18 protein-coding genes are annotated in these 24590 nt (G+C 60.6%); 8 read left to right on the plus strand and 10 right to left on the minus strand.

Annotated features, from left to right (window positions below; translation table 11 throughout):
• Positions 1 to 420: 420 nt before the first annotated feature.
• The 10 genes from LVJ94_35080 to LVJ94_35125 all read right to left on the minus strand — a co-directional run bounded on the left by LVJ94_35080 (position 421) and on the right by LVJ94_35125 (position 16886).
• Positions 421 to 918: a peptidoglycan-binding protein gene (locus LVJ94_35080; protein WXB02126.1), complete on the minus strand. Its 498-nt coding sequence runs from the start codon at positions 916 to 918 to the stop codon at positions 421 to 423.
• 1012 nt (positions 919 to 1930) lie between these two features.
• On the minus strand, positions 1931 to 3961 hold the full coding sequence (locus tag LVJ94_35085) for a hypothetical protein (GenBank protein WXB02127.1): 2031 nt from the start codon (positions 3959 to 3961) through the stop codon (positions 1931 to 1933).
• A gap of 311 nt (positions 3962 to 4272) precedes the next feature.
• Entirely contained in the window at positions 4273 to 7371 is a 3099-nt protein-coding gene (locus LVJ94_35090; protein ID WXB02128.1) for a phage baseplate assembly protein V, read from the minus strand.
• Positions 7368 to 8711 carry a type VI secretion system baseplate subunit TssK gene (locus tag LVJ94_35095; GenBank protein ID WXB02129.1) on the minus strand — a complete coding sequence of 448 codons (1344 nt, stop codon included), beginning with the start codon at positions 8709 to 8711 and terminating at the stop codon, positions 7368 to 7370. Before LVJ94_35095 ends, LVJ94_35090 begins: the two co-directional genes overlap by 4 nt.
• A complete protein-coding gene (gene tssC / locus LVJ94_35100) occupies positions 8708 to 10270 on the minus strand; it encodes a type VI secretion system contractile sheath large subunit (GenBank protein ID WXB02130.1) in 1563 nt (520 codons plus the stop codon). The genes LVJ94_35095 and tssC overlap by 4 nt, the downstream gene beginning before the upstream one ends.
• Positions 10185 to 11489: a type VI secretion system baseplate subunit TssK gene (gene tssK / locus LVJ94_35105; GenBank protein WXB02131.1), complete on the minus strand. Its 1305-nt coding sequence runs from the start codon at positions 11487 to 11489 to the stop codon at positions 10185 to 10187. Before tssK ends, tssC begins: the two co-directional genes overlap by 86 nt.
• A gap of 13 nt (positions 11490 to 11502) precedes the next feature.
• The gene (gene tssG, locus LVJ94_35110; GenBank protein WXB02132.1) at positions 11503 to 12519 is read right to left on the minus strand and encodes a type VI secretion system baseplate subunit TssG; all 1017 of its coding nucleotides are present in this window, start codon (positions 12517 to 12519) and stop codon (positions 11503 to 11505) included.
• On the minus strand, positions 12519 to 14462 hold the full coding sequence (locus tag LVJ94_35115; GenBank protein ID WXB02133.1) for a type VI secretion system baseplate subunit TssF: 1944 nt from the start codon (positions 14460 to 14462) through the stop codon (positions 12519 to 12521). Before LVJ94_35115 ends, tssG begins: the two co-directional genes overlap by 1 nt.
• A 203-nt stretch (positions 14463 to 14665) precedes the next feature.
• Positions 14666 to 15154 carry a hypothetical protein gene (locus LVJ94_35120; GenBank protein WXB02134.1) on the minus strand — a complete coding sequence of 163 codons (489 nt, stop codon included), beginning with the start codon at positions 15152 to 15154 and terminating at the stop codon, positions 14666 to 14668.
• Between the two features lie 4 nt (positions 15155 to 15158).
• Positions 15159 to 16886 (minus strand): type VI secretion system baseplate subunit TssF, encoded by a 1728-nt coding sequence (locus LVJ94_35125; protein WXB02135.1) that lies wholly within the window; start codon positions 16884 to 16886, stop codon positions 15159 to 15161.
• Between the two features lie 202 nt (positions 16887 to 17088).
• On the opposite strand from LVJ94_35125, the gene LVJ94_35130 reads away from it, so the two are divergent.
• The 8 genes from LVJ94_35130 (at position 17089) to LVJ94_35165 (ending at position 24544) form a co-directional block, all read left to right on the plus strand.
• A complete protein-coding gene (locus LVJ94_35130; GenBank protein WXB02136.1) occupies positions 17089 to 18582 on the plus strand; it encodes a sigma 54-interacting transcriptional regulator in 1494 nt (497 codons plus the stop codon).
• Between the two features lie 748 nt (positions 18583 to 19330).
• On the plus strand, positions 19331 to 20179 hold the full coding sequence (locus LVJ94_35135; protein WXB02137.1) for a hypothetical protein: 849 nt from the start codon (positions 19331 to 19333) through the stop codon (positions 20177 to 20179).
• A gap of 287 nt (positions 20180 to 20466) precedes the next feature.
• On the plus strand, positions 20467 to 20697 hold the full coding sequence (locus LVJ94_35140) for a LuxR C-terminal-related transcriptional regulator (protein WXB02138.1): 231 nt from the start codon (positions 20467 to 20469) through the stop codon (positions 20695 to 20697).
• 180 nt (positions 20698 to 20877) lie between these two features.
• Positions 20878 to 21486, plus strand: a complete 609-nt coding sequence (locus LVJ94_35145; GenBank protein WXB02139.1) for a hypothetical protein — start codon at positions 20878 to 20880, stop codon at positions 21484 to 21486.
• Positions 21483 to 21896 (plus strand): hypothetical protein, encoded by a 414-nt coding sequence (locus LVJ94_35150; protein WXB02140.1) that lies wholly within the window; start codon positions 21483 to 21485, stop codon positions 21894 to 21896. The genes LVJ94_35145 and LVJ94_35150 overlap by 4 nt, the downstream gene beginning before the upstream one ends.
• Positions 21869 to 22423, plus strand: a complete 555-nt coding sequence (locus tag LVJ94_35155; GenBank protein ID WXB02141.1) for a hypothetical protein — start codon at positions 21869 to 21871, stop codon at positions 22421 to 22423. The genes LVJ94_35150 and LVJ94_35155 overlap by 28 nt, the downstream gene beginning before the upstream one ends.
• Before the next feature lie 130 nt (positions 22424 to 22553).
• Positions 22554 to 22862: a hypothetical protein gene (locus LVJ94_35160; GenBank protein WXB02142.1), complete on the plus strand. Its 309-nt coding sequence runs from the start codon at positions 22554 to 22556 to the stop codon at positions 22860 to 22862.
• 110 nt (positions 22863 to 22972) lie between these two features.
• Positions 22973 to 24544: a hypothetical protein gene (locus LVJ94_35165; GenBank protein WXB02143.1), complete on the plus strand. Its 1572-nt coding sequence runs from the start codon at positions 22973 to 22975 to the stop codon at positions 24542 to 24544.
• The last annotated feature ends 46 nt before the right edge of the window (positions 24545 to 24590 follow it).

The following is a 24590-nucleotide window of genomic DNA, read 5'->3' on the forward strand; positions in this document are numbered from 1 at the left end:
GCGCCAGGCCTCGCCGCGGTTCGGTCCAACTCCGACCCTGGCTTTTCCCGCTTCGACCACCGTGATGTTGCCGCCATGCTCACATTCGCATGTTGCGCCCTGCACCAACACTTGGACGCCGTGCGTTCCGACGTTTGAGTGAGGCGAGGTCCAGGCCTTGAGTGTGACCGGGATACATGGCTGGGGTGCCCCCAGAGCGGCCTTAACCGCCGGGTTCTTGGGCGCGCTGCATTCCCCGAAGCTTCCGATATTCCCGGGCGATAGGTGATCCGAGACCGTTGCCAGCGCCGCGCCGGCCCCGCTCCCCGGCGCGCTGGAAGCCGAGCCGGCACTCTCCTTGGTGCCGGGTAGCACCGTCAATCTCGCCTTCAAGGTGCCGTAGGAGCACCGAAGTTGATCTCCGTCGACCGCGAGTTTCATTCAGCTACCGTGAACCTGTCGGAGCAGTTCGATCGTCGGCGTGTCAAGATACCCTGTTACGCGAACCCCGACACGTGGGTGGTCGATTTGAAAGCGGCGGATGGCCTCGGACAAGTTCGGTGTAATCGTACTCGGCATATCGCCGCGGAAGTACCCGAGATTTGACAGCCTCTGGGCCGCGCCGCGGGGAGTGTCCACGGGATCTAGACCAGAGAGATTGATCTTGTACTTCTCTTGCTCGCCACCAGGGTAGACACCAATCCATAGGGTCAGAATTCCTCCGCGAGAGCTGGTGGGCACGTCGACGACGAGACGGCCACTCGAATCAGTCTGGCCTTCGATCCTCAGCTCGTCCACCTCGAGCAAATAATGCTTGTTGGAATAGGGTTTCCGTGCGCTGTCAAGCATCTCAAGATCCAGATGAAACGTGCCATTTCGCGAGTCGATCGTATGGGGCTCGACACTTCCTATAGGCGGCAGATGAGGCGTCGACTTCACCTCCGAGTGATTCCTCCGCACGCATCCAAGCAACGCAAAGCCCAGAACGACCGGGCATAGGCCCCATTTGATTCCGGATAGTCGAACAGCGGACCGGTTGAAGGCGCGCCTCATTGAAGGGGGACATCCACGTGGCAATGCGTGCCGTCAAGAGTAGCACGGAGTTGAACCCCTGCACCTGTGATCCGCACTGATGTAATCGGTGTAATAGGCCATCCCGCGGAATCTTTAGGATCGCTAGATTCGAAATACTGCCCATAGCCAAAAATAAAGCTGCTGCTCGCGGCGTCTATGAAAACATCATCAAGGACCAGCTTGCTATCGCACCCTGCATGAGTATCGTTCATCACCTGATATGTCGCTCTCAGGTGGACGATCGGCCCTGGGATAACTTCAACGCGTGGAGCACCTTGACAATGGTTTACGTCACAAATGTAACCGCCCCAATAGGTCTCCTCGTATCTTTCGATAAGCCAGTAGTCGCCAGAACCACGCGGAATTAGCAAGTGCGCGAACCAGTCTGCGCCCCTATCTCCTGGACTGGAGGAATTAGTCGTCCAGAACAGGGCGCCGGCGTTGGTGTCGCATGCGCCTTGATGCAAGCAGCTCTTCTCCGGTGCACAAAGAGCCTTCTTTGCCGCTGCCTCTGGCACGATTCGGCCCTTGGCCCCACCGCGCACCAGTTTGCGATATGTGTCAGGCCATCCAGCGACCACGGATAAGGTCTTACGCTCGGTGCGCACGAACTCCTCTGCTCCGCATGCTTTCAAGGCCAGTTTTGCCGCCGCCGCGCTACTCACACTGGCATTGCGACCGCCGTCAGCTGGCACATCGAGCAGAGGCGCATGTACCGAAGATGCGCTTGTCGCCGGAGGCGTTGATAGAGGCGCACCCCCGTCGAATGAACCTGGCGCCGGTTCGGCGCTGGGCTTCGCTTCCGCAACCGCCTGCTGCGGTCGGCAAGACCCCAGGATACTCGCTCCCAAAAGGAGCACGACCCGCATCGCAGTATTCACTTTGTTCCCTTCTTTTTGGGCTCAGGTGAAGACAGTCCCTTATTAAGTCTGGCAAACCTGATGCTCTGTCGGACGTAGTTAAAGCCCTCCACGCTTATGCCAGCGTAGTACATCCGGGCAGTAGGCCATGCGCAGGGCCAATCCAATCTCTCATCCTCTCCGGGCGACTCCTCTGGCTCGTTCGACGAACCCGAGGGTGACGGTGGCTGCGGGGCCCCCTCTGGAATGCCGCCCGCACCCTTCTGGCGACCGTCTCGAATCCTTCGATATGCTTCAACCGACATCAGGGAAGCGCGCGCCTGCGGCTTGAACGTGACATCGCTTTCCTGAAAACGAGAAAGACAGTTGTCGCAGTCGTGCTCGGGAGTGAAGGTGCATCCCCGTTTGGTGGTTGTGGACTTGAACTTGAGAGCGAATAGTTTTATCCCCGCATGCAGCGAACCTGCGGTCGAAGCTATGTACGCGGGAATATAGTCTTCGTTGCCTTCAATGACAGGAAGGCCTCGACGAGTGCGGATATGGCGGGTGGTGTCTTGTGAGTGGTCCTCCAATGAGCCGTCGTCAGACACCAAGAAATATCCATACTCGACCTTCGGGTCTACGCCTGGTGGTGTCAGTTGGGTGAATCCCCATCCTCGGGAAATCACAAACCCGCGACTTGGGCTCGTGACACATTCGTCGAATGAACCGCGCCTTGTCGAATCCTTCTTCAGGACATCACGCTTGACGTGAAAGGGGTCATAGCCATTGTCGAAATCTGTTCCGCATTGCGGAAGATTCTTGAGTCGCCCACGATTGATGGCATGCTGTAAGCCGCTTTCGTTCTTGTAGGCATAAGCAATGATTTTTGGCGGAATGCGTGTCTTCTCCTGCTGCTCGACCTCTGGGATTATCGTCGCCAGCGCCTTTTCCATTGTCTCCGGCGAGGGCGCGGGGGCGTGAGGACCCAGCGGTTTCCCTACCTCGACGCCATCAACATTCAGAAATTGAGTATGGTCCGTTGGGAGAACGAGCACCCGTCGACCATTCACCCGTCGGCGAGTGACCATCGACTTTATGCAATATGCTGTAGCGCGGTCTACCATGCTGTATCGCCGAAGCATCTTATGGTATCGCTCGGCAGCAGCCTGGAAATCATAACCTTTGATGGTATTGATGAGGTCCGTCATCCCGGTCTGAAACGCGACGAGTGCATCACGAAAATCAGAGGCAGCATTTGACAGTCGTGCGGTGTCGCTTCCACCCGCGCTGGCGCGCTCGGCAAGCGATTTGGCAGCGGGAATGGTCTTGTCTAGATACTTCGACATGTCTCGCTGCAGAACTGTTATTAACTGGTCACGTGGGCCGTTATAATAGTTGAGTACAACCTCGTCCTTTGCCTGGGGCGAAAGTTCGTTGCGTTGATGAAAGGCGTTGTCGAGCTCTTGATTCATCCATTCGTTTGCTAGGTCCGGATCGGGTCGATCAATGCAGTCGCGCAGCTTTTGGAAGTTTGCGCGACATTCGCGAAGTTTGTCGGCAGCTTGCTTCAATGGACCAGACGCCGCATCGATTTGCTGTATGAGCGACGTGAAAAGCTTCTCAAGTTGAGCTTTGCGTTGCTTTAGTGACGAGCTTCGGGCTTTGCTGACGGTGGCGCTTGGACCGATTTGAGATAGGCAATTAGTGACGTAGGAATACTCGAGCTCTGCGTTTTCGAATGACTGCGGTTTCCCGGCATCGTCAGGGAAAGTCCGCGACTTCGCGTCGGATTCGATGGCCGCAACGTGCGTGAATTTTGCATCATCGAGATACTTGAGCACGTGCTTTGCTTCGATGAAGCAATCTCGAGGAAAGTTCCAGTCGCGGGTGAAGTAAATTGGCCCCGGCGCAGTATCTGATGGGGCTGAATTTACCTGACTCAACTTGGGGACGAATGGCACTGCGTAACCATCGTCCAGGCCCTTCGCAGAAACAGATTGGGTCAGGTCATACTTCAGGGCAAGAACCGCGACAGTCACATCCATAGTGAACGCCTTCTTACCCATTGGGTCCGTGTTCTCGCGCGAGAGGCTTAGGTATCCAAGAAGCAGGAGATCTTCGAGGAGGTCCTGTATATACGTCTTTCCTGCATGGGCCGTCTGGGATGGGTGCGGCAACATAGGGTCGTTTGGAAGCGGGCTTGTTTTCATAAGACCGCCCCAACGAGGTCCGATATCCGTATCGCCGTATTGGAGTAGGAATCCGCCGTAGGGGGCGGACTGTGAGGGGCCATCCGCAACACGGGTCTTCGTGTCCAAAGGCGATTGAATCTGCGGGAGTTGCGGGTCAGACATGCGCTTGCTCGATGGTGTCGGTGTCAGTAGCCGTGGTAGCGTTGAACGACGCTGAGAGTGTTGGGGTCGAGTTCGCCCGTGATCGTAAGTCCGTCGCGTAGATGGTCAGATTGAAATTGTGCGATTGCCGCGGTGAGGGCGGCGGACTTTGTCTTCGGCACTGACCCCTCGAAGTATCCGAGATGGCTCAAACGCCGCACGACCCCCTCGAGCGTGGTGATTGGAGGCATTGGACGGATAGATACGCGATACTTTCGCGTCGGGCCGACGGGGTGCGTCACATACCAAATCGTGAGAAAGCCGTCGGGCGCGTCCCGTGGCACTTGTTGAGTGACGGCACCGTTGGCGTCCGTTGCGCCCTCGAATCGATAAGGCCCAAGCTCCAGCACGTATCGCTTGTTGGCATAGGGTTCCAGATGGGGATCGTTCAACTCGACGTGGAACATCGCGAGAGGCGCCGACGTGAGCTGCTGTAGCTTCTCGGGACTCGGGTTGGTGGGGGGATTGAGCTGCACCTCCGCGCCCGAGAGGGCAGCGTTTGTGTCCATTGTCAAATCGGCGCCCTCGCTGGTCAAATGGATCTTCGGCGAGCGCTGGTCGACCTTTTCTGACCCGGCGATGGATACATGCTTTGCCGCGAGCGAAGCTCCGTCGTGCGCCACGATTTCGACGGCGCTGGCGGAGATGCGTACGCGGTTCTTGTGGACCTCGACCATGCTCGAGCCGACACCTATAGTGAGGGACTCCTCGGCAAAGAGTTTGATGTGCCGGCCGGCGACGAGTTGGGCATCTCCATGAACGTGGGCGTTGATGATCGCCGCCGTGCCGTGGGTCCCCACGGTCAGGCCCACTTGCTTGCCGACGTTGGCCGTGAGCGAGTCGTCCACCGAAGTGACGAGCTCGCCGCGCACCTTCGCGTGAACGTCGCCAACGGTCTCCTGCTTCTGGCTGCCGCGAACGGTCCTTTCCACCGACCCCTGAACGAGCTCCGTCAGGTCTTTTAGAATCGTGGTGTTCGAGCTCTCCTCGATGGTCGTCGTGACATTTCCCCCGACGCTCAGGGTGTAGTCACGTCGGATACCCAGGCCGGCGTTTCCTTCGATCGATGTGGAACTATCGTTCCCAACAAACGTGAAGGAATCGTTCCCAATGCTCGCAAGACGGTCCGCGAGGACGTGCTCCTCGAGGTTCCGCTGCGAACGAATCGTGATGAGTTCTTTTCCGAGTCGTCGGTCGATGGAGATCTCACAATATTGGTCTGGCCCGCCGTGCCGTGATCGTATGACGTGGCCCCACTTTTGATTCTCGTCCGGCCACGGCATCGGGTTGACATCGGAGTAGTAGCAACCTAGTGCCACGGGTTGTTCAGCGTCGCCGTGCAGAAAACCGATAACGGCGTGCATCCCCGCTTCGGGGAGCGATTGTTCTCCCCATCCAGGGCCCGCGATTCGCTGCAGGACGGGTACCCAACCCATGGTGCGGTCCTGTGCGCCGGCGATTCGCGCGCCCACGATACCTTGGACCGTGGTCGGCTCCGGATCGATCGCCCAGGTCGGTCGCACGAGGATGTAGCCGCGCGCGTTGGTCGTCAGGCGCTCTTCGCCGGCCTCGGTGAAGTCGAGGACTTCTGCGATCTCCAGCCCAAGGCGTGTTGGCCTTTTGCGCTCGCGCGGAATGGGTGCGACGTCGGAAGGAATACATTGAAAAGAGACCGAGTAGAGGTCGCTTGGCGACGTCGCGTACTCGGGGTGAACGCCATCGCAGACGATCTTGGTCACCGTGTAGTCGCGATTTCGGGCAGCGACGGGGTAGCTGCCCAATCGGAATCGCGCCCCGGGAAAGAGACGGCGGCAGTTGCTGGTGCCCCGTGCGGTCGCGTAGTTCACGCGCTGTCTCTCGAGGGCGCGTTCAGCACGCTCTTGCGAATCTCCATAGAGGCGCTGCGTTGGGTCGACGTGTTCCTCGTCTCGGTGGGCCTGAGCAGGACGTATGGCAGGGGAATCGATGTCAGCATCGACGTCCACGCGCGCCTTCGCCGAGATGCCCTTGGAGGTCAGCGCGAGCCCCACCTTCGGCTTCACGGACACGGTCGCGTCGGCGGAGGTAGCCTCGGCCTGCCAGAGGCTTGCCGCCTGGACGTTGAACTGCATCAAGCGGACCGATTTTACCCTCACCCGCTTTCGATGCTTGAACTCGAAAATCAGCTCTTCGTCCGTGTTTGCTCGCCGCCCGTCGTCGTAATGCAATGTTTCGGCGACGTTGGCTTCGACGATGTTGTCCACCCCCAAGAACTCCGCCCCCTTCTGAATGAGAGCACCCGCCGCCTGACTGAGGGCCGATAGCTCCTGCAAGGCGGTATTGTGCGTGGCATCGTCTCCGAAGTGGATGACGGGGTGGACTTTTAGTGCCGAGGTTACCTTTCCAGCAGCTTTGCCGAGCGCACCGCTTAACTTTGTCGCGGCCGCACCGAGCGTGTCGATGGCCGAGCCAACGTCGGCGAGGCGGTCGTTCTGGGCTTTCGCGTGCTCGATCCAGAAGTGAATACCAGCGTTGGATGCTACGCGGCAGAAGAACTCCCAATCCGTCTCATCGGTTTGGCACGTGAAGGAAAGGGAAGGATAATCGCGTTTGATATGGAATTCGCATTCCGCCTCGGGATCGATGCCGTGGAGCGCCAGGACCTCCTTGAGCACTTCCGGAGCCGTCAGGTCCGGAAAGAAGCGATTCTTCTTCGAAGTCCTTAGGAGCGCGAGCTTGTGCTCGATGCGGACCTGATGCCGAAGCATGTCCGGTCGTCCTCCCAGTGGCCCAAGTGTCGAATACTCTAGGACAAGACCTTGGATGACTTGTATTTCACCCGACGTGCGGATACGAAGCGAGCCATGGTTACCCCGCAAGGTGGCGTCGAGGACCGTTGCATCTCCGTCGGCCGCGAATACGATATCGTACCGAGGGATGTCGTTGATCTGTTCGACGCCGTGAATGGCGAGGACTTCGACCTTGCGTTCGGCTAACCCGGCCGCGACCAGCTCGAAGGGATCGCGAAGTTTCGGCTTCGCGCCAAGGTCGGTGAGGGTCTTGAGGACCGCGCCGACTTTGTCGAGACCAGGGAATCCGTTCATCGCGCGCTATCCACCCAATAGAGGACAAAACTGACGTCCGGCGGGGATGCATCGGGCGGGTGATGGCGGGCGACGCGCTGCCAATAGCGTGTCGTTTGCGGTGCCCACTCCATCAGAATCTCCTGCTCATTAAGGATGTCCGACCAGTAGCTACTGCCCTCGTCGAAGCTGTATGCCACGACCCCGGTGCGGTTTGGGATCTCAGGGGGGACGGAAAAGACGATGGCCCGACCCACGCCACGATCGCGGGCAATTTGCATATCACGCATCTTCGAGGGGCTGCCGATGCGCAGCTCCAACGGCACATCGTTCTGCAGAAGCTCCTCGACGCTACATTCCGCGACCAGGTACGGGCGCTTCCCGTGAACGTCGGCCGAAGAGAAGGTCGCTCGATAGACACGTCCGACGTTAGCTACATTCTCGGCCGTAAAAGGAATCCGAATCGCGGTATCGCGGGCGGCCTTGTCAACGGTTGTGCGGATATGCTCAAAAAGGGCGGAGAGCGCGTCGGTCGGACGTTCGTGTGAATACGGAGGAATCGTTTCCGTCGCCCCGAACGACCGGAGCTCGGCGTAAAAGCGATGGAGCTCTCGATGGAGCTCCCGCGGGCGCGCCGAGGCGTGAAGATAGAAATCCGTCAGCGTGGAAAGGTACCCACGAAGTGCGACGAGGAGGCGCAGTGGCGGAAGTTGCTCCCATGTGACCGATTCGAGTTGCAGAGGGTGATCTTCGCGGTCAGCCAGGAGCTCCCGCTCCCGCTGCTCCAAGAATCCGAGGAACCTTCCAAGCCGCGGACGCCATGCCTCCGCGGCGTGAAACCCCGCGAGCGTGGGTAGGACGTCCGGGTCCACGACGAGGGCCGTCCCTTCTCGTCGGATACGTCCGAGCAAGATGCTCTCCATCTGCTCGAGGAGGGGCTCATGCTCGAACAGCAATTCTGCAATCGGACGCAGGTACGATCCCTCTTCGGTCGCGATCTCTTCGTAGCGCGCGGCGCACACGTGCCCGTCGAGCGTTCGGACATTCGGGCCGCGCAGCGTCACGGGGCGGACGGCGAGGAAAAGGTCCAAAGAGGTCGCTCCTTTCGGCCATGACTTCAGCACGTCGCGGCGCGGCTCCACGTGCAGAACGGGCAGCTTGCTTGGCATGATGGCCTGCAGGCTCGTGAATGCCAGGTGCCCGTCGGACAAGGACGTGGTGTCAAAGAACATTTCCACCACCCCGTACGCGTATGCGTCTACGGCACCGAGGCGCCGCGCGAGCAGCATCTCCGGATATGCGTCGCGCATCTGCAGGTGGATGGGCAATACGTCGAACTCCTCGGGATACAGCGGCTTCATGCTGCTCTCCTTCCGGGTGCGGGCGATGATTGCCATGCAGCAGCCAGCTCAAACAACTGACCAAATACCCTCGCATGTGGCCGGAGTTTGACCTCGATGCGGTACACGCCCTCCTGATTCGTATCGAACGTTTGCACGCGCGCATATGCGAGCGGAAACTTCCGTCGCTGCACCGCCGAGATGCGCGACCTGCTGGTGACGTACTGGGCAATCCACTCATTGAGCTCGCGCTCGATGTCTAGGCGACCGATGTTGGCGCCGATGCGTTCTCTCTCCATCACCTTGAGGTAGTGAACGTACCGCGACGCGATGCGCGTGTACGAGACCATGCTCCCGAGCCAAGCCTCGAATGTCGCCAGCTCGCCGCCCTCGTGTAGAGCGAACGTTGGCGGCTTGTGCAGGCTTACTCCGATGTTGAATTGCAAAGCGCTGCTCCAGCGAGCGAATTCCACGCTTTGCAGGCCCAGGCGCGCCAATGTGACGGTCGTCTCGTGCGAGATGAGGACATCGACCGGCGGCTTCGGAAATCTCGGGCCGAGCTCGGGAAAGTGGTCGGTCACGGGCGGTGGAACGTCCAACGTGCCGAAGAGATCGTCGCTTGTGCGAAACGTCGCAAAGTGGGTGGCGAAGAGGACCGCCAGGGGGTAAGCCGGGCTACCCCACAGGAGGTCGCGATGATCGCGAATGCGTTCCTGGTATACGAAGGGATTCGTTTGGGTCCATAGGAGATTCCCTCGGCTGTCCCTCACCAGATCTCCGTGCTCGTCAACCGCAAGGATGCGCACAGGCTTGCCTGCGCGGCGGTGGGGGATGCGGAGCTGTACACGGGGGAGAAGGACGCCGAGGTAACGCGCTTCGGCCGTATCCCGAAAGCGGTTCCACTCCTCGTGTGCGCCATCGTTAAATACATCCTCGATCGCCGTCATGTGCGGCACCGCGGCGAACGTGTCGATGCCGAGCAGACGCGGCGCTGCATCGACGTAGACATGCACGTGCGCCGCGGCGCCCACGGCCGCCACCCGCTGCAACAACACGACATCCTCCTTGCCGTGGTCGAACGGAAACTGAAGAAAGACTGTTGAGAACGGCCGCCCCCCGAACATCCCGTAGTCGCTGCTGTGGATGATTCGAAATAGGCCCGATGAAGCCATGTTCTCCACTTGGGCGAAGTCCTTCGAGAGCTCCGCCTTGGAGCAATTTAACCAGCAAAGTTCGATGTTCTGCGAAAAGTCAATGTGGCGCACGGCATAGTCCAGCCCTCGCCATGAAGCTTCGAGGCGCGCAAAGTCCTCGTGGTGGAGGATGTTGTCAAGCACCGCGCCCACGTGCCGGTCGATCTCGGCGATGAGCTGATCGATGGCCCATCGTTGAATGCCTTCGTCATGCAAGGCCAGCTGCTCGACGCGAGCGAGAATGCGTTCGATGTACCTGTCCACCGCAGGGTTTCGTTTCGTCGCCAAGGAGCTGCTCTGGTCAGGCCTCGGCGTCATTGGTCCCCGGCGCTTTCGTGATATAGAGGGCCATTTTGTCCAGAAGAAGGCCCTGAGCGTGAATTCCAATCTCTTGTGTCTTGAAGAGGGCGGGATAGCGGGCGTCGTTCTTGTCCAACCGGAAATAGACGTACCCACTCGGAAGATTGGCAGGTGCGCGATGTTCCGGCGTGATGCGGATTCCGGAGGTGGCAGCACCATCGCTCGCGCGCAAGTCAGGCATTGACAGGATTCGCACCGACCTTGGCACGATCTGGCGTAGCTCGTCTTCCCCGGCAACGGCGAGAAACAGATCATCTCCAAAAAGACTCGGGTCCCGAATTTCAATGCGACCAATCCCGAGTTGAACGTCTTGGAAGGTGAAACGCCGGAAGGGGCTCTCTCCCAATTGGCTCAATACGAGCGTCAATTGGTCGGAGAGATGGCCAAAAACCGCTCCGAGATCGTCGTACTTGAAGGCAATACGCTCCGCCTGGCCCGCGCGGGTGAACACCGCAAGTCGCATGACGGCGCGGTTCAACGTGCGGTAAATCTCACGCGGACGCGTTTGCGGTTGTTCGAGATAATCTTTCAGATCGACAAGGGCCTCGGTCACGATGTCCAGAAGGCGTTGACGCACGGCTTCTGCCGCGTCTCGTAGTTTCTGTCGCTCAAGAGTGGTCTGGTAGGAGAATAAGCGATCGTGGAGTTCGCGCACCAACTCCTGAAGGTGAGGGGATGCCTCCATCGTGAGGATGGCGGGGATGTACTCTCGCTCGAAGGTAAATCGGTTCGATACATTCCTTACGACGCGTCCCGCAGGGATGATCAGGAAGTCGTCCACGGGTTCGCCCTGCAGAAGAATCTGGGGTGCCGGGATCAGCCAATCGAAGGTGGTTGGCTCCCCCGTCGAAAAGTCGGGGACGACGGTGTGTTTGACGCGGTAGCGCGCGTCCGTTTGCTGCGGTTCGCCATCAAATACCTCGGAGTTGGGACGCCACCTCGGCAGGGCGAGAAAGATTTCGATGGAAGCACGGGCATCGTGAACGATGTACCGAGGTGCCATTTCGGCAATGTCGTTGGCGTCGAGGTCAACCACCGTGCCGTCGGAAAAGATAACGCTGAGGGATTTCAGCTTGATGATGCTGTTGCGGATCTGCCGCTCATCCCATTCGACGCGCTCGATGCCCCAGGGATCTTCAATGAGGGAGGCGAACATGTAGGCCAACCTCTCCTCGTGGCCTCGGTCGGCCGCACGAAAGTGTTCGGCGAACACATCCTTATTGTTTTCCCAATGCAGTTTCTTCATTTGAGCACTCGAATTAGGTCGAAAGGAACGTGCGGCGTATGCGAGGGGTGGGCTCGACAACCAGCGGAACGCGTACGCGTATCCGTTCGGATTTGGCTCGACTGATGCGGGCCGTAGACCCGAGTCGATTACCGTGGCGGCCAAGAACGAAAGTCGGTGCGCTCGTGGATGCGGTGGTGACCTCGAGTTCACGATGGGCGACCGTGGGCAAAAGGCGCTCCGCCAGGGCGGCCAGGCGAGCATAGACAGGTCCACCGGGCATCAATGCGTCGTAGGTCTCTTGCTCCACCGGGCCTGCACACACCCGAACGAAACCCTCGGTCGTACGACAACCGCGGCCGCAGCGAAAATTGCGCCCGAGGGTCGAGCGCTGGGTACCAAGAAGGGTTCGTTCCGATTGTCCAAAGATGACGCGTCGCTGCGTGTCCGTCTCAAGGCGGATGTGCAAGTCGGGAAACCGTCGGCGGAGGATGGCCGTCGCGCTCGGGACGTCGATCCAGCGCGGCATCGCATTGAGATGGTCGGTCAACCCGTGCGCGGCCATCGACGGCAACGCTTCTTCGGCAGGCGAATGGGCTGGAGCCCACGCGTCGATGCCGGCAAGGGCGCGCATTCGTTGGCTCCAGCGATCGTTGCCCGCGGGATCGTAGGCGCCTTCGGGGGTGTATTGCTTCCAGCCCGTGTAGAGAAGGGTCACAAAGGGGTGCAGAAGGACGTCCAAAAAATCGCGGATCGGCGTTTGGTTGTCGTCCCGCAGCGTCTCCTCATGCAGAAGGCCTTCGAGCCAGTCGAGCGAGATCGGGGAGCTCGCACCCAACAGGCCGATGAGCGTCACGACGACGCGGGCGTATCCGGAATCGGTTCGGACTTCCGCCAGGCTGGCCGTCGGGTACGACAAGGAGCTGGCGTGCTCGAACCGAAGGTCCTCTCCGTCTTCCGCGGGACCATACGTTGATTCCAGCCAACGAATCAGCTCGTAGAGCCCTGCTTCGACGTCTTGCGGCGCGGGAACATCCGAGCGCGTCGTCATTAGGGCACCTTCGGAGGCCACGTGAGACGGGCACCGGATCGGCACAAGGCGATGCATCGGTAGAATCGCCCGAACCCCGCGTGCTGCTCGAGTCCTGCATGGACCGCACGAAGGAACAACCAGACCTCCTCGAGGCCGGCGAATGCTGCGTCGTTGAACCGCATGACTACATCGTATCCGAGTGCGCCGCGGGTCGTATCGACGCTTGGCTCGACGACGAGCTGTTCGATGGCTCGAACTTGCGCCAAGTTTGCGCGAATGCGCGCGCCATCCGAGCTACTTCGTCGCGCGAGGGACGCGAGCCGCTGTTTCAGCGTCCCATGGGCGTCACCCGTCGGAAGCTGGCTTGCAACGAGCGCGTGCCGCCTGAACACGGACCCCGACGGCGCGGGTACGTACGGCGTCGGGGGAAGTAGGTTGCGGATTCGGATGCCGGGGGAAATGCCCACGCTCGGTGACATGGCCTCGCCGGGCTGCAGCGCGCTTGCTGTCGCGCCATTGCAAGCCCACAGGTCGACCGAAATAACGTGGCGCCCTGGTTTGTGCGGATCGCTGTCGCCACGCGGTGCGACGAGAGCGACGGACACCTCGAGGTCGCTGCCTTCGAGGTTTGGCCCGGGAACGCTGGAATAGCCGTACGGGAAAGCTGGGTCGACGGCGGTGGCGCGGGACCGTCGTATCGGCGGGACGGCGATGGGGCGCGGCGCCGTGGGAGCACCGGTGGGTGATTCCTCGACCAAGGTCGCCGTTACCGCGGTGACCTCGTAGACCGTGGCCGTGTCCTCGCCCGCCACGCGGATCGGGAATGACGCTGCTGGGGGAAAGATGGCCGGTTCGGCCTGGGCGTCGAAAAGGTTCACCATGACCGCGCAGTTGGCGGACAACTTCGGCGGTGGCCCGGGAGGTGCTGGGGCGTCGAAGTCGATGACGATTCGCGCCTCACGCGCGTCCGGCGTGGCAAGCCACGCATCTGCGTCGAAGCCGATCTCGCAGAAGAAGAATTTCTCCTTTAGCCGGAAATAGTCGAGCAACAAGTCGATGCCCGCGTTTGGCGCATCCGGATCGGCGGCGAGGAGTTGCTCCGGCCGGAGCCCCCATTGAGCAATGGAGCCGAGGGGATGGCCCTCGGCGACATCGCCCCCCGCCGATACTGGGACCAAGGATGCACGCCTCCCGTGTTCAAGCACGAAGGACAACCACAAAAGGGCGTTCCCCGCTTCCCCATCGAAGTACACGCGGACGGGCCGACCGCCGATGACCTTCGACAGTGGAGCCGAGCCGGTGGCTCGCAGCGAGAACTGCAGGGCGCTGCCTTGATCCTCTCGCGCGATGATACACGCCCGCTCGAAACGGTAGGCTCCGACGTCGGTTTCACCCACGAGGCGCCATCGGGTCGACGTCGCAGCCGCCTCCGAGTTCGCCGCCAGCGTCTCGGCGCCTTCGTCGATCTCGAGTTGAACGATGGTCGCAGCGGGCAGCGGTCGCAAGAGCGAACGATCTACGCACTCGGCCAGCCCGCGATACCCATCCGTCTGTTCGCGATTGCGGATCTGTTCCGTGGTGATCGCTCCGAGAAACAGCGCGGCATCGGCCACATGCTCCGTGGTGGGATCGGGCGCAGTGCCACCGAGGGCTCCCGCGAAATCGGGGAGCGTGGTGCCAAGATGCTCGGCGGCGAGGAGCAGGTTTCGAAAATCCGTGGTTGGGAATTCGCGAGTGCGCTTCGGCCGGCCGCTCCGGTGATGGTGCGGGTCGATGTCCGTTTCATAGGAAAATGATGCGGACTGCATTCCGCTGACGAGCATCGCTTCAAGACGGATCGAAAGCAGGCGTCCGCGCGGAACGACGCTGATGTCCACGTGTCGCAAGCGCGGCTCGTACGATGCAAGCCGTTCGGCGTGGCGGGCGCACCAGGCGTCTACACCGTCGGGATAGGAGTGCATGATCTCAACGAGGCCTTCGACGCCGAACGTAGGGGCTAACACGAACGCTCCGAGGGGAGACGCGAAGAAGGCGCTCACATTCTGGGTAACGGACTGCCGAACCCTCCACGGGACCGTCGTGGGACCAAGGCCCTCGGATCCGGAGGGGATCCTTCGAAGCGGCTCGCTCGGTTCGTCACCTGTCGCAATGTCGTCGAAGAGACTCATGATTCATGTCCAGCGTACGACGCCGTGAACTTCTCGTGCCCAGAGCCGAAATCGTAGTCAAACCGTTCCGGCAAGAGCTCCGTGCGCATCAGGGAGTCCCAATCGTCGCCAGCATAGAAGTCCTGGAGATTGCCCCATTGGGGCTGTGCCAACACCACCTTGACATCGTACATTGATAGTTTGCCCCACTCCTCGCCGTTACCTCGCACCATACGAAGGATAACTTCGTCGAGCCGCTTGTTTTGAAAGTTGGCGTCCATCAGGTGGGCGGCGAAGAGATCGTTGTCATGGATGATCCCGACGGGCTTGACGAGCTTTGTGACGCCCTCGGTTGTTTTGTATCCCGTATCGCTCCCGGGAAGTTGGCCGGCGAAGCCGACGTTGTAGCAGACGCATTCCTTGGACCCTTTGCGGGACCATCCTTCTTCGAACGCACCGCGCTTACTGCTCTTTGCGGACATGTATGCGACGACGACTCTGGCCATGACCTCACCCAAATGGAAACGGTAGGCAGATGCCCGCCCGCCGCGAGAAAGGGGGCGTGACGTTGCCGCCAGAATCGGTTCTTAAGACGAGCTCGGAGAAACGAAGTCTCTCCGTCCGTTCGGCGAAGGCGCGCGCCATGCACTCTCCGATGGCCCAGATCTCACCCGGCCGGCACGCGCCCGCGCGGACGGTAGCGAGAAATCGATCCCCAAAACGAGCTGTGGTTCCGGCTCGTTCATGGACATGCTCATGCGAGACACGCACAAAGTCGGGAACGTGGAGCTTCGACCCACCCTCAACGTCCGCGAGAGCGTATCCGTCATGCAGAGAAAGGAACTCTGCGAGCGCGACGTGATTGGCGAACTGGTGAGCTCCTTGGCGGGCGTACGCTGCGAGGCGTGTGGATAACTCCTTGCCAATGACCGCCCTCCGAGACGACGTGACACGGGTGACATTTGCAATCCCCAACTCGCGTACTTGGATATCTCCCATCTTCAGCGACGCGGTCAACGCGCCATCACTTGCAAGCACGTCACCGCGCACGATCCCAGCAGGCGCGGCACAGAAGAACCCGTTGTCATCGGCGAACGTGACGAGCATCAGCGTGCGCGGTTCGCTGGCTGCTTTCGACTGCGCGAGCAAATAGTAGGGGCCGAACGTTTCGGCAGCCTCCGCATCGTCGGCTGCTTCCCACGCTATGAGGGGCTGCCGTGGCCCACCATCGTACGGGTCGACGTAAAGGCTCTCGAGATGGAGGATCTCCGCGTGGGGCCGTCGCGCCACCGAGAGCACCCACTCGGTGTCGTGGGGGCCAGCCTGAATCGGCACCGTACGAGCTCGATACTGATTCGTCGCGGGGGAGCAAAAAAGGAGTACGTTGTCGCGTGCAACACGCGATGCTCCTTCGACGAGCCGCCCCAACGGGAATGTTAGCTCGAGCCGGGTCATGCTTGCCGCGCGAGGCCGCACCGCACTGACGTTGAAATCCGCGAATGCGAACGTCTCTTCGGCGTCAAAGTAGTCGCGGAGCAAGGTGCCCGATTCAAACCGATCTCGGGGCCCTCCGACAATGGGAGGCTCCGTCGTATCCAAGCGTACCCACTGAAAGACGGTGGGCGGCAGCGCCATCTCGGTGAGCAGCTCGCCATCGGCATCGAAGGCTACCGCTGTCACCGGCTCGCGCGACGAGCGCAGCGCGTGCAGGATGTCGACGGCGAGGTCCGGTGCCACGTTGAAGAACAGCCGCAGACGATCCGGCAGACGGGTAACGAGATCGGCGCCGACCATCGAGGTGATCGCCAGGTGCAGCACCTGGTGTTCCGAGTCGACCCGAACGATGCGAGCTTCCGCCAGCTGGTATGGTCCAACGTGGACCGGCCATCGGACCTCGAAGTGGACATCAATGCCGTCCACCTTCGTGGGGATGACCAATTCCCGGGTTTGTTGCGGCATCGAACGGGTCGGGTCGAACTGGACGATCGTGCTGGCTGGCCGCGGGCGCAGGCACTCGGGCATCGCCCCCGCAACCAAGGGACGGGCGATCAGTTGCCCATCATCGTCCAAGCGTGCCGATGCCACCGCCGCACCGAGCGCGGTCGCTTGCACCAACCGCGCAACGCGCGGGTCGGCCCCTCGGGTATAGAGCGGTTTCAAACGTGGTGATTGCCGCGCGAGGCCGGCGAGCGCTGCCCAGAGCTTCGTGTGATGATCTCTCAGGTGTCGTGCAAACATCGTCGGATTCTTGAGGTCATGGTAGAGGAGGGAACCGCGCGCGGGCCGAAAAAATATGACCCGATTGGTTCACGGATGAGCCGCAGCTCCTCGGCCCTTGGAGGGCCTGGGTCGCAGACCTCGGGGGTTCATAACAATACACGTACATTCCGCCTTCAATTGATTGAATCAATCTAAGTAGATGCCTCGAAGAAACGCGGAATTGAGCACGTTGGCTCATCGAAAGATACGCTGCACTGTGGTGGCTCAATTCCCCTTAGCGTTGCGTAGGCGCATGCAACCGACTACCCTTGCGACCATGCGGGCGATCCCTTCCACGCGAAAGCAGGCTCAGAGCAAGGAAGTCATACCTGGCGTAGCCGTGCGCCAGGATGGGACCCGGTTTCCAATTGATACGACGCCGCTCGTCGTTGGACGCCACGAGAGGACCAACATCGTCCTGAAGGACCCCGAAGCGAGCGCCAGCCATGTGCAACTCACGGCGACCGCGTTGGGGATCGAAATCGAGGACATGGATTCGGCGAATGGCACGCTGCTCACGACGGACATGCTCGGCGAGCGTATCGATTGGACGAAGGCTCAGCGCGTAGAAAGAATCTGGGTCAAACACCCCGTTCGGCTCCGTTGCGGGAATAGCGAACTGAAGATTTTCCCCGAGGCCGACTTCACGAATCGGGACAGCGATCCTGAACCCTCCGGTGAAGAAGATTTCCCGTTGCTCACTGGCAAGTCGCCGCCCATGCGCGCCCTCTTCCGCAATCTCAGGAGCTTCGCCCCGACCGAACTTTCGATCCTGATCACCGGTCCGACGGGAGTAGGGAAAGAGCGTGTGGCACGAGCCATTCATGCGCTGAGCGCGAGGCGTCGAGGCCCCTTCGTTACCGTCGACTGCGGTGCCCTCCCGGCGACCCTCGCCGACTCCGAGTTGTTCGGGCACGTTCGAGGCGGATTTACGGGCGCCACTGAGGACAGGGCGTCGCCGTTTGAACTGGCCAAGGGAGGCACGATCTTTTTGGACGAGATCGGGGAGCTGCCGCTGGATCTCCAGCCGAAACTTTTGCGGGCCATCGAGACTCGTGAAATCAAACGGGTCGGTAGCAATCAGTACATCAAAATCGATGTGCGGATCGTGGCAGCTACCCACCGCGATTTGATACGAGAGATCAACGACGAAGCCTCGTTCCGAAGTGACCTCTATTATCGAACGGCCGAGTTTACCGTGCACGTTCCCTCGCTTCGTGACCGTATCGAAGATCTTCCGCTGCTCCTTTCGAGCCTCGCAGAGGAGGAGAAAGCCCGGATCGCCGGTGGCCCTACCAAGGAGGCCGAGGACGTGGCGGAGAACATCGTGAAGCGGATTTCGCCCGAGAGCATGGACCGGTTGATGCGGCACGACTGGCAAGGCAACATCCGTGAGCTGAGGTCCGTCGTTCTGACAGGCCTGGTTCTCTGGCCAAGGGGACCCCTGCCCTTGGAGCAACGTTTGAGCGATCCCCTTGGGAAAATGGCGTCGAGCAATCCACCGCCCGAGCCGCTCAAGGACGTGGAGAAGAACTACTGGAGGCGCATGGCGATATACTACAATGGCAAGGTTAGTCATATTGCGGCGCAGGCTGGCGTGGATCGGCGGACGGCGAAGAAGAAGCTTATTGAGTTCGGTGCATTCGACTGGAGTGACCTTCTGGACGAAGATTGAAGTGGGCCACGGTAGGATGCGCGGAGACGCAAGTCGTATACCGATTCGCTTTCCTCGATGATTTTCCGGTACCTGGCGTCGAGGGGCCGTTCCGATGTACATGACGTGTACATCGGGCCGACATTTTGTGCTCAGTGATCGCTGCCAGAGTCTCCCTCTCGTTCCAGCCGTAGAGCGGCGGATGTACACAGCGTGCATGCCATGCGAGCAGACCTTGCTCGTTTCGCCCGCCGCCTGACGAGGCGACCGTCCAAATGTCCGACAAAACGCGAAGTGGCGGCGGTGGTACGTAGGTTGCCTATCGCGCGGCACCACGCCGCACAAAGGCGACGTGCGAGTGCGAACGAAGATGTGTCGTATGCACAACCTCGTTTGGAGCGTAGGCGAAACGTCAACGCGCGCGCTCTCGTTCATCGCCGGTTTGAAGGCCACGAGGCGGAAATGCTGAGGATATGAGAAGCAGAATCTTTGGTCAGGTTAATCGCTGGTGCGAGCCGGCGGCTGCCGTCCAGGTTCTTGTCAAGCCATTGCATGCCATGGGCACCTCGCCTTCGGACGGCATGCGCGCCGCTTGTGCGCCATGCCTTGGCTCGTAACGGCATAAGAGAAATGCTCTGAGCGGATGTCCGCTTAGAGGTCTCACGAGCGAACCTGCGGTGGTCTGGCCGTCGTAGCGGTCTCCTCTGCATGGATCGGTCGCGGGCTATTTCGATCGACCATCCCAACAAATTTAGGTTGCAGCACGAAGATGAAGCGAATTGTAGACGTTGATGATTATTCGAGCTGGTCCGCACTCGAGCACGCCTTTGGCCCCGCGCGGGACGTGCCGGATCTCTTGGTGGATACACGGTCCTCTTCCCAGGAGACGCGGGGCACGGCCTGGGCGATGCTTCGCGAGAGGCTCTTCGTATCCGACGGACGCGAAGCGTTCCCACGACGCTTCTCGGCGTCGCCCGCGGTGATCCCATTCCTTGCGGGCCACGCCTGCGATCGTACCGCTCCGGATCGGCATGAGGCACTGCTCCTCATGCTTCGCCTTGCGGTGGGCGATCCGGACCAGAATCTTGGAAGTGATTGGACAATGGTCCAAATCCGGGAGGGCTGCGACGCCCTGGTGAAGTCAGCCCCCGAGGACGCCGAACAGGCCAACCTCTGGTGTGCTTGCTACGAAGCGGCGCGGCAGGAGATTCCGCAACTCGCTCGGCTGGTCGCCGCTCGAACGCGCAAGCTGCGTCTGGCCGCCGTGACGGTGTGCCCGTTCTTCGTGGACTATCGGACCGATTTGAGCGCCGCCCTCTTGCGTCGGTGGGACAGGACCGACTTGCATCCTCGCGAACGCGCTGCGGTGATTATTGCCCTTTCGGTCCTTGCGCCGTTGCCGGACGAGGCTCTTGCTGAGTTGGCCGACGATTTGAGTGCGAACGCCCTCGTCCGCGCTGCGTCTGCCGTTTCCCTTCACCGCCGCGGACAGAAACTCTCCGGGCGGGCCCTTAGCGTCCTTCGCGAAGCGGCCAAACGGGCCGTCGCCGGAGGGGAGTTTCCGTGGGAACGTTACGTACGACGGCTGGCGAAAGAAGCATCCATCACTGCAGGATAACGCAGCCGAAAAGAGAAGCCTGCACACATCAGCCTGCGCCGCGGATCTTCCGCGCGCGGCAAAGTACCACCAAGAGGGGAGCACATTTCGTGCGCCGGAAATCGGAGCACTACTTCCGTGCGCTCCTTCAACGAATGAGGAGAATATGGGTAAACAATTCCTGGGGAGAGGGCATGCAGGTAATGCGTCCTCTTGCCCTCGGTATGTCGGAGATGCTGTCGCTCGGACCACGAATCACATTCGGCGATGGTCGTTCACGGTGACGGACCCGAACCGTCGCTTGCGGCATGACACGTCGCAGCCCGGTTGATCCGCCTCGCGACCTGCTCACTGCGCGTGAAAAGGAAGTCCTCGAGCATGTGGCGCGCGACCAAACGAATCAAGAGATTGCAGATGCCCTCGGAATATCCATCTACACCGTGAAGGCGCTCCTGCGAAAAATCCACGAGAAGTTGGGCGTGTCAACCCGCGGAGGCGCCGTCGCTGCCGCAATCCGCAAAGGGCTCATTGCGAAGTAGACGATAGCTCAACAATAGAAAGTGCTCGGCATAGTCCGATCGGACTATAGAAAAGACTTCGAAAAGCATCTATGAGGGTAAAAACCTGCACCGACTCGATGCAGTGCGAGGTCAGGGTCAAGTTTGAAATACCCGTCGCAGGGGGCCGCGGTCAGGAACACAATTCGTTGGGTGGGAAATATGGCATATTTGACGCAGCTCTGTGCGTTGAGCAAAGGCGCGACTGCCGAGGTGAAGCCGGACATCCCGCGGTTGCATCAGGTCTTTGGCAAGAACGCCGCAGAAGTTCTCGAGCAAATATTGGGCGTGATGAACGGTCTGTATGCATTTGAAGACGCGCTGCACGTATTCTCGGATTGGGACACGGAAGACGAGCTGGGTATTTACAAGTGGAACAACATGTATTGCTGGCGAATTCATTACAGTCCATTTGTGCCGAAAGGCGTGTGTTTCGCTGAAGATCTTTTTGGTAACCAATTTGTGATTGGAGATAGAGCCATTCTTCTCTTTGATGCCGAGTCCGGAAAATGTGAATTGTTCGCTTCGACGCTGGAGGAGTGGGCACGGCGTGTCATTCGAGAACCCGCATCCACCGGTTTTGCGACTGCGCTAGCGTGGCGCGAGGCGTGCGGGCCACTCCGACGCGGGCAACGGCTGGTACCCAAGGTGCCGTTCCTCCGTGGGAAGGACATTCCCATCGCGAACCTGGAGGCGGTCGATGGCGTGGAGGCGATGCAGACCCGCGGCGCGCGCGCACGGGCCATCTTCGGGAAGGGGCCGATTGCATGACCCGTGACGCGATGAGTTCCGACGAAAATTCGCCGACCTTCCCAAAGACCTGGAGCAGGCGGGTCGAAGGGGAGCGGAGCGTTTTTGTGTGTCTTGGCGAGGAGCATCTCGTCATCGCGAGCGGGTACGGAGTCTCCGTTGAGCTCTACGGATTGACCCTTTCCACACCCAAACACTTCGAAAGTTTCCGGTGGCTTTTGTTGTACGCATGGGACGAAGCAAAAGACTTCGCGACCGAATCGAAATCGCAGGTTGCGACCGCGCGCGCCGGCGGTGCGCCGCTGGAGGTTGAGATCGTCGGCAGGGCGCTGGTTCTGCGCACGCCGGGGACCACATGGGGGCGATCTCGCGACCTTCTCAAAGCGATCTCCGAGCTACGTCAATGGCGGCAGCGATGCTGGCCAATGTGAGGTGGCGTGCGGCAGCTACTGGTCACGCGCTCGCGCGCCGCGCGCTTCGGCGGTGGACGCTGGAGAAGGCTCGCCGTTTGTGTGAGAGGGGCGAGCACTATCTCGCGGCACGTTTGCTCCGCGTCGTGAACGTGGTGCCGGCGAAGCGATGCGGCGGCGCGTTCGTCGGCGCCTACGTCGACGTGATCCACGTCGTCGTGCTCGAGGCGCAGCTCGAGGCACTTGCTGCGCGCATTCGCGGCGACGACCGGCTGGCAGACGAGTATGAGTCCATCGGAAAGCTTCTCCGCCGGTGCCACTTCGTACCTTGGTGGGCATGGTGGATGCGTTGGGCTGCACGCAGGCGGCCCGGGTTGGAACTGAGCGAGAGCGAAAGCATGCTCGATGGCAACGAATACGGTGACGAACCCTTTACGCGAGCCCCACGAGATACTCCAAACGGGCCACTGGATGCGACGGTGCGGGAGGACGTCCGATCGACGCGCGCATGGTGGTGCGACGTTCGGGTCGCGCGGCGTTCGGGGTGAAATGCAGCCATTTTGGCGAAGTCAAAGATTTGAGGTTGCGTATGGCACTGTTTCGATCCCGGCCCGCCTTTACCGACACCCGACGACCGCTATCGACAAGCGCACGAACCTGCCTTTGTGGAGGATCGTTGTGACGGCTTCCGAGATGCAAATGCATTGTCGCGGATTCCGCATCGCGACCCAAGAGGAGATGTACGGCTTTCAGGAGGTGCTCGTCCGCGCGCTGGCGTGCGCTGGCAGACTGCAGATGCTCAGCGCCACGCAGCCGAGGCTGCCCGCGGCAGGCGCGTTGAAGTACGTCGATTGGATCGAGGCGCGCGATGACGGCGTCTATTTCCTTCGGAGTCGAATCAGCCTTCGCCCGCCGTCGGAGGCAGAAAGGCTCGAATCCATTGTACGGCAGCGTTGGTGGGCGTCGGGTGCATACCGGCGCCAGTAGATACGGAAAGGAGATTGCTTATGCCCCACGACGTTGGCGCAATCGATGGGCGTGCGAACGCCACATCTCATGAACCCCCGGCGGAGATGCCGGATTGGTTTCGCGACGCGATGAGCGATGATGCCGACGCGCACGCATCCGCGTATCGGAAGCTGTATGATTTACTCCATCAGCAAGTTGAGCATTTTGAGGCGGGCGCCGTGCAGATCCCTTATTTAGTGCGGATCGCGCTGGACCCCCACGTGATCCATGGGGGTACCGCCCTAACGATCATTGCTCATCTTGTTCATGGGCCTGATGCCTTTGCCGATGGATTCCGGCTTTCGGACGGACTGAGGACGCGCTTTGGCTTCTTCGAGCTGCCCGAGCCCTCGGAAGAGTTCGCGAGGTACGAATTCTGGAAAGCCTGCTGCGATTCGGCAGACCGTCACGTGCCGTCGCTCCTCCATGCCGCGGAGACGGGATCCGACGATGTCCGGCGCACGGCACCGTACCTCCTCGCGGCGCTCCGCGTCGACCGCCATTGGATCTTGCCCAGTCTGCAAGCCCTGTTCGCCCGAGAGCGGGTGGACGACGTTCGTGCGGTTCTGGCGTTCGCGATAGGGATGATCGCGCCCATGCATCACGAGACGGAGGAGTTCCTTCTGAAGGTCATCGAAACGGATCGCTCTCATCTGGTTCGCCTGGTGTCCGCGATGGTCTTCGCTTGGACATGGCAGTACGCCACGGACCGAGTGCTGCAAGAGCTCCTGGAGGGGCTCTGCGCGGCCAGCGGCGCGGCCGGTACTGAGGTAGGTGGCTTTCCGCCGGCACCCGGCGACCTCCGAGCGGAGTATGCGCGGCTCCCTTTTGGAGACGACGGGCTCCCGGGGGATCTCGGCCACATCCTTGCACGGGTCGAGGGGCGTTCGACATTTCGCGCCTTGTATCCACTGTTCAGGGCTCTCAAAACGGACGGTGTGTCGCTACTCGGCATTGTTCGTGGTATCTTAGCCATCGGTCTTCGCGAATCGACCGACAGCGACACAAACGCTTACCGGTCGCGTGCGGCCAAAGCTGCGCTCTTCTATGCGGATTCCGTTTGGCAAATGCCGCAGGCCACGGAACTCGTTGCCAAACGCGGCATGCCGTCCCGCCGGGACGAATTCGGGCGTTCGATAGGCCTTTCGCTCGCGAGCCACGACGAAGGGCACCGCGCTTTCCATCTAGGCGTCGCGCTGGGAAGGCAAGATCGCGTCGAACAGGCTCTCGAACAGTTTCGTAAAGCAGCGGCGCTTCGTCCGCACCATCTGCTTTCGGTGCTCAATGTCCTCTGGGGACTGCGGACGCTGCAGCGGAACCGCGAGGGTCTTGTGGAGGCGGAACGTGCCCTGACCGTCTTCGCGCAGAGCGTGGAGTTGCAATATTATCACGCACAATTCCTCCTCTCGGCGGGGCAAGCGGCATCCGCGTATGAAGCGTGTTCTCGCGGGTTTGCGATTCAGGATGCGGCGGTGTTGTACCGCGCGCGGGCCTGCGCGCACGTCCGCCTCGAAAGGCCCGAACAAGCCATGGGCGACTTGCGCGTATACCTCGCTCAAAATCCTCAGAACGCGGAGGACATCGCGAGAGACGAAGAGTTTGCGAGTTTGCGTGAGCGCAAGGACTTTCAGCTTCTCGTGAACCCCCGCTCGGCAAGGTGAGTAGAGAGATTTTGGGGGGCTCCATGCGGGACCGCGTCCTCAATCC

Source organism: Sorangiineae bacterium MSr11367 (genome assembly GCA_037157805.1).
Taxonomy (GTDB): Bacteria; Myxococcota_A; Polyangia; order Polyangiales; family Polyangiaceae; genus Pendulispora; species Pendulispora rubella.

Excerpts from the sequence above, each read along its gene's own strand:
- LVJ94_35135 (WXB02137.1), top strand. The coding sequence starts at position 19,331 with ATGAAGCGAATTGTAGACGTTGATGATTATTCGAGCTGGTCCGCACTC.
- LVJ94_35125 (WXB02135.1), bottom strand. The coding sequence starts at position 16,886 with ATGTTTGCACGACACCTGAGAGATCATCACACGAAGCTCTGGGCAGCG.
- tssG (WXB02132.1), bottom strand. The coding sequence starts at position 12,519 with ATGACGACGCGCTCGGATGTTCCCGCGCCGCAAGACGTCGAAGCAGGG.
- LVJ94_35150 (WXB02140.1), top strand. The coding sequence starts at position 21,483 with ATGACCCGTGACGCGATGAGTTCCGACGAAAATTCGCCGACCTTCCCA.
- LVJ94_35155 (WXB02141.1), top strand. The coding sequence starts at position 21,869 with ATGGCGGCAGCGATGCTGGCCAATGTGAGGTGGCGTGCGGCAGCTACT.
- LVJ94_35165 (WXB02143.1), top strand. The coding sequence starts at position 22,973 with ATGAGCGATGATGCCGACGCGCACGCATCCGCGTATCGGAAGCTGTAT.
- LVJ94_35140 (WXB02138.1), top strand. The coding sequence starts at position 20,467 with ATGACACGTCGCAGCCCGGTTGATCCGCCTCGCGACCTGCTCACTGCG.
- tssK (WXB02131.1), bottom strand. The coding sequence starts at position 11,489 with ATGAAGAAACTGCATTGGGAAAACAATAAGGATGTGTTCGCCGAACAC.
- LVJ94_35115 (WXB02133.1), bottom strand. The coding sequence starts at position 14,462 with ATGCACTCCTATCCCGACGGTGTAGACGCCTGGTGCGCCCGCCACGCC.
- LVJ94_35095 (WXB02129.1), bottom strand. The coding sequence starts at position 8,711 with ATGAAGCCGCTGTATCCCGAGGAGTTCGACGTATTGCCCATCCACCTG.
- LVJ94_35085 (WXB02127.1), bottom strand. The coding sequence starts at position 3,961 with ATGGGTAAGAAGGCGTTCACTATGGATGTGACTGTCGCGGTTCTTGCC.
- LVJ94_35120 (WXB02134.1), bottom strand. The coding sequence starts at position 15,154 with ATGGCCAGAGTCGTCGTCGCATACATGTCCGCAAAGAGCAGTAAGCGC.
- LVJ94_35145 (WXB02139.1), top strand. The coding sequence starts at position 20,878 with ATGGCATATTTGACGCAGCTCTGTGCGTTGAGCAAAGGCGCGACTGCC.
- LVJ94_35090 (WXB02128.1), bottom strand. The coding sequence starts at position 7,371 with ATGAACGGATTCCCTGGTCTCGACAAAGTCGGCGCGGTCCTCAAGACC.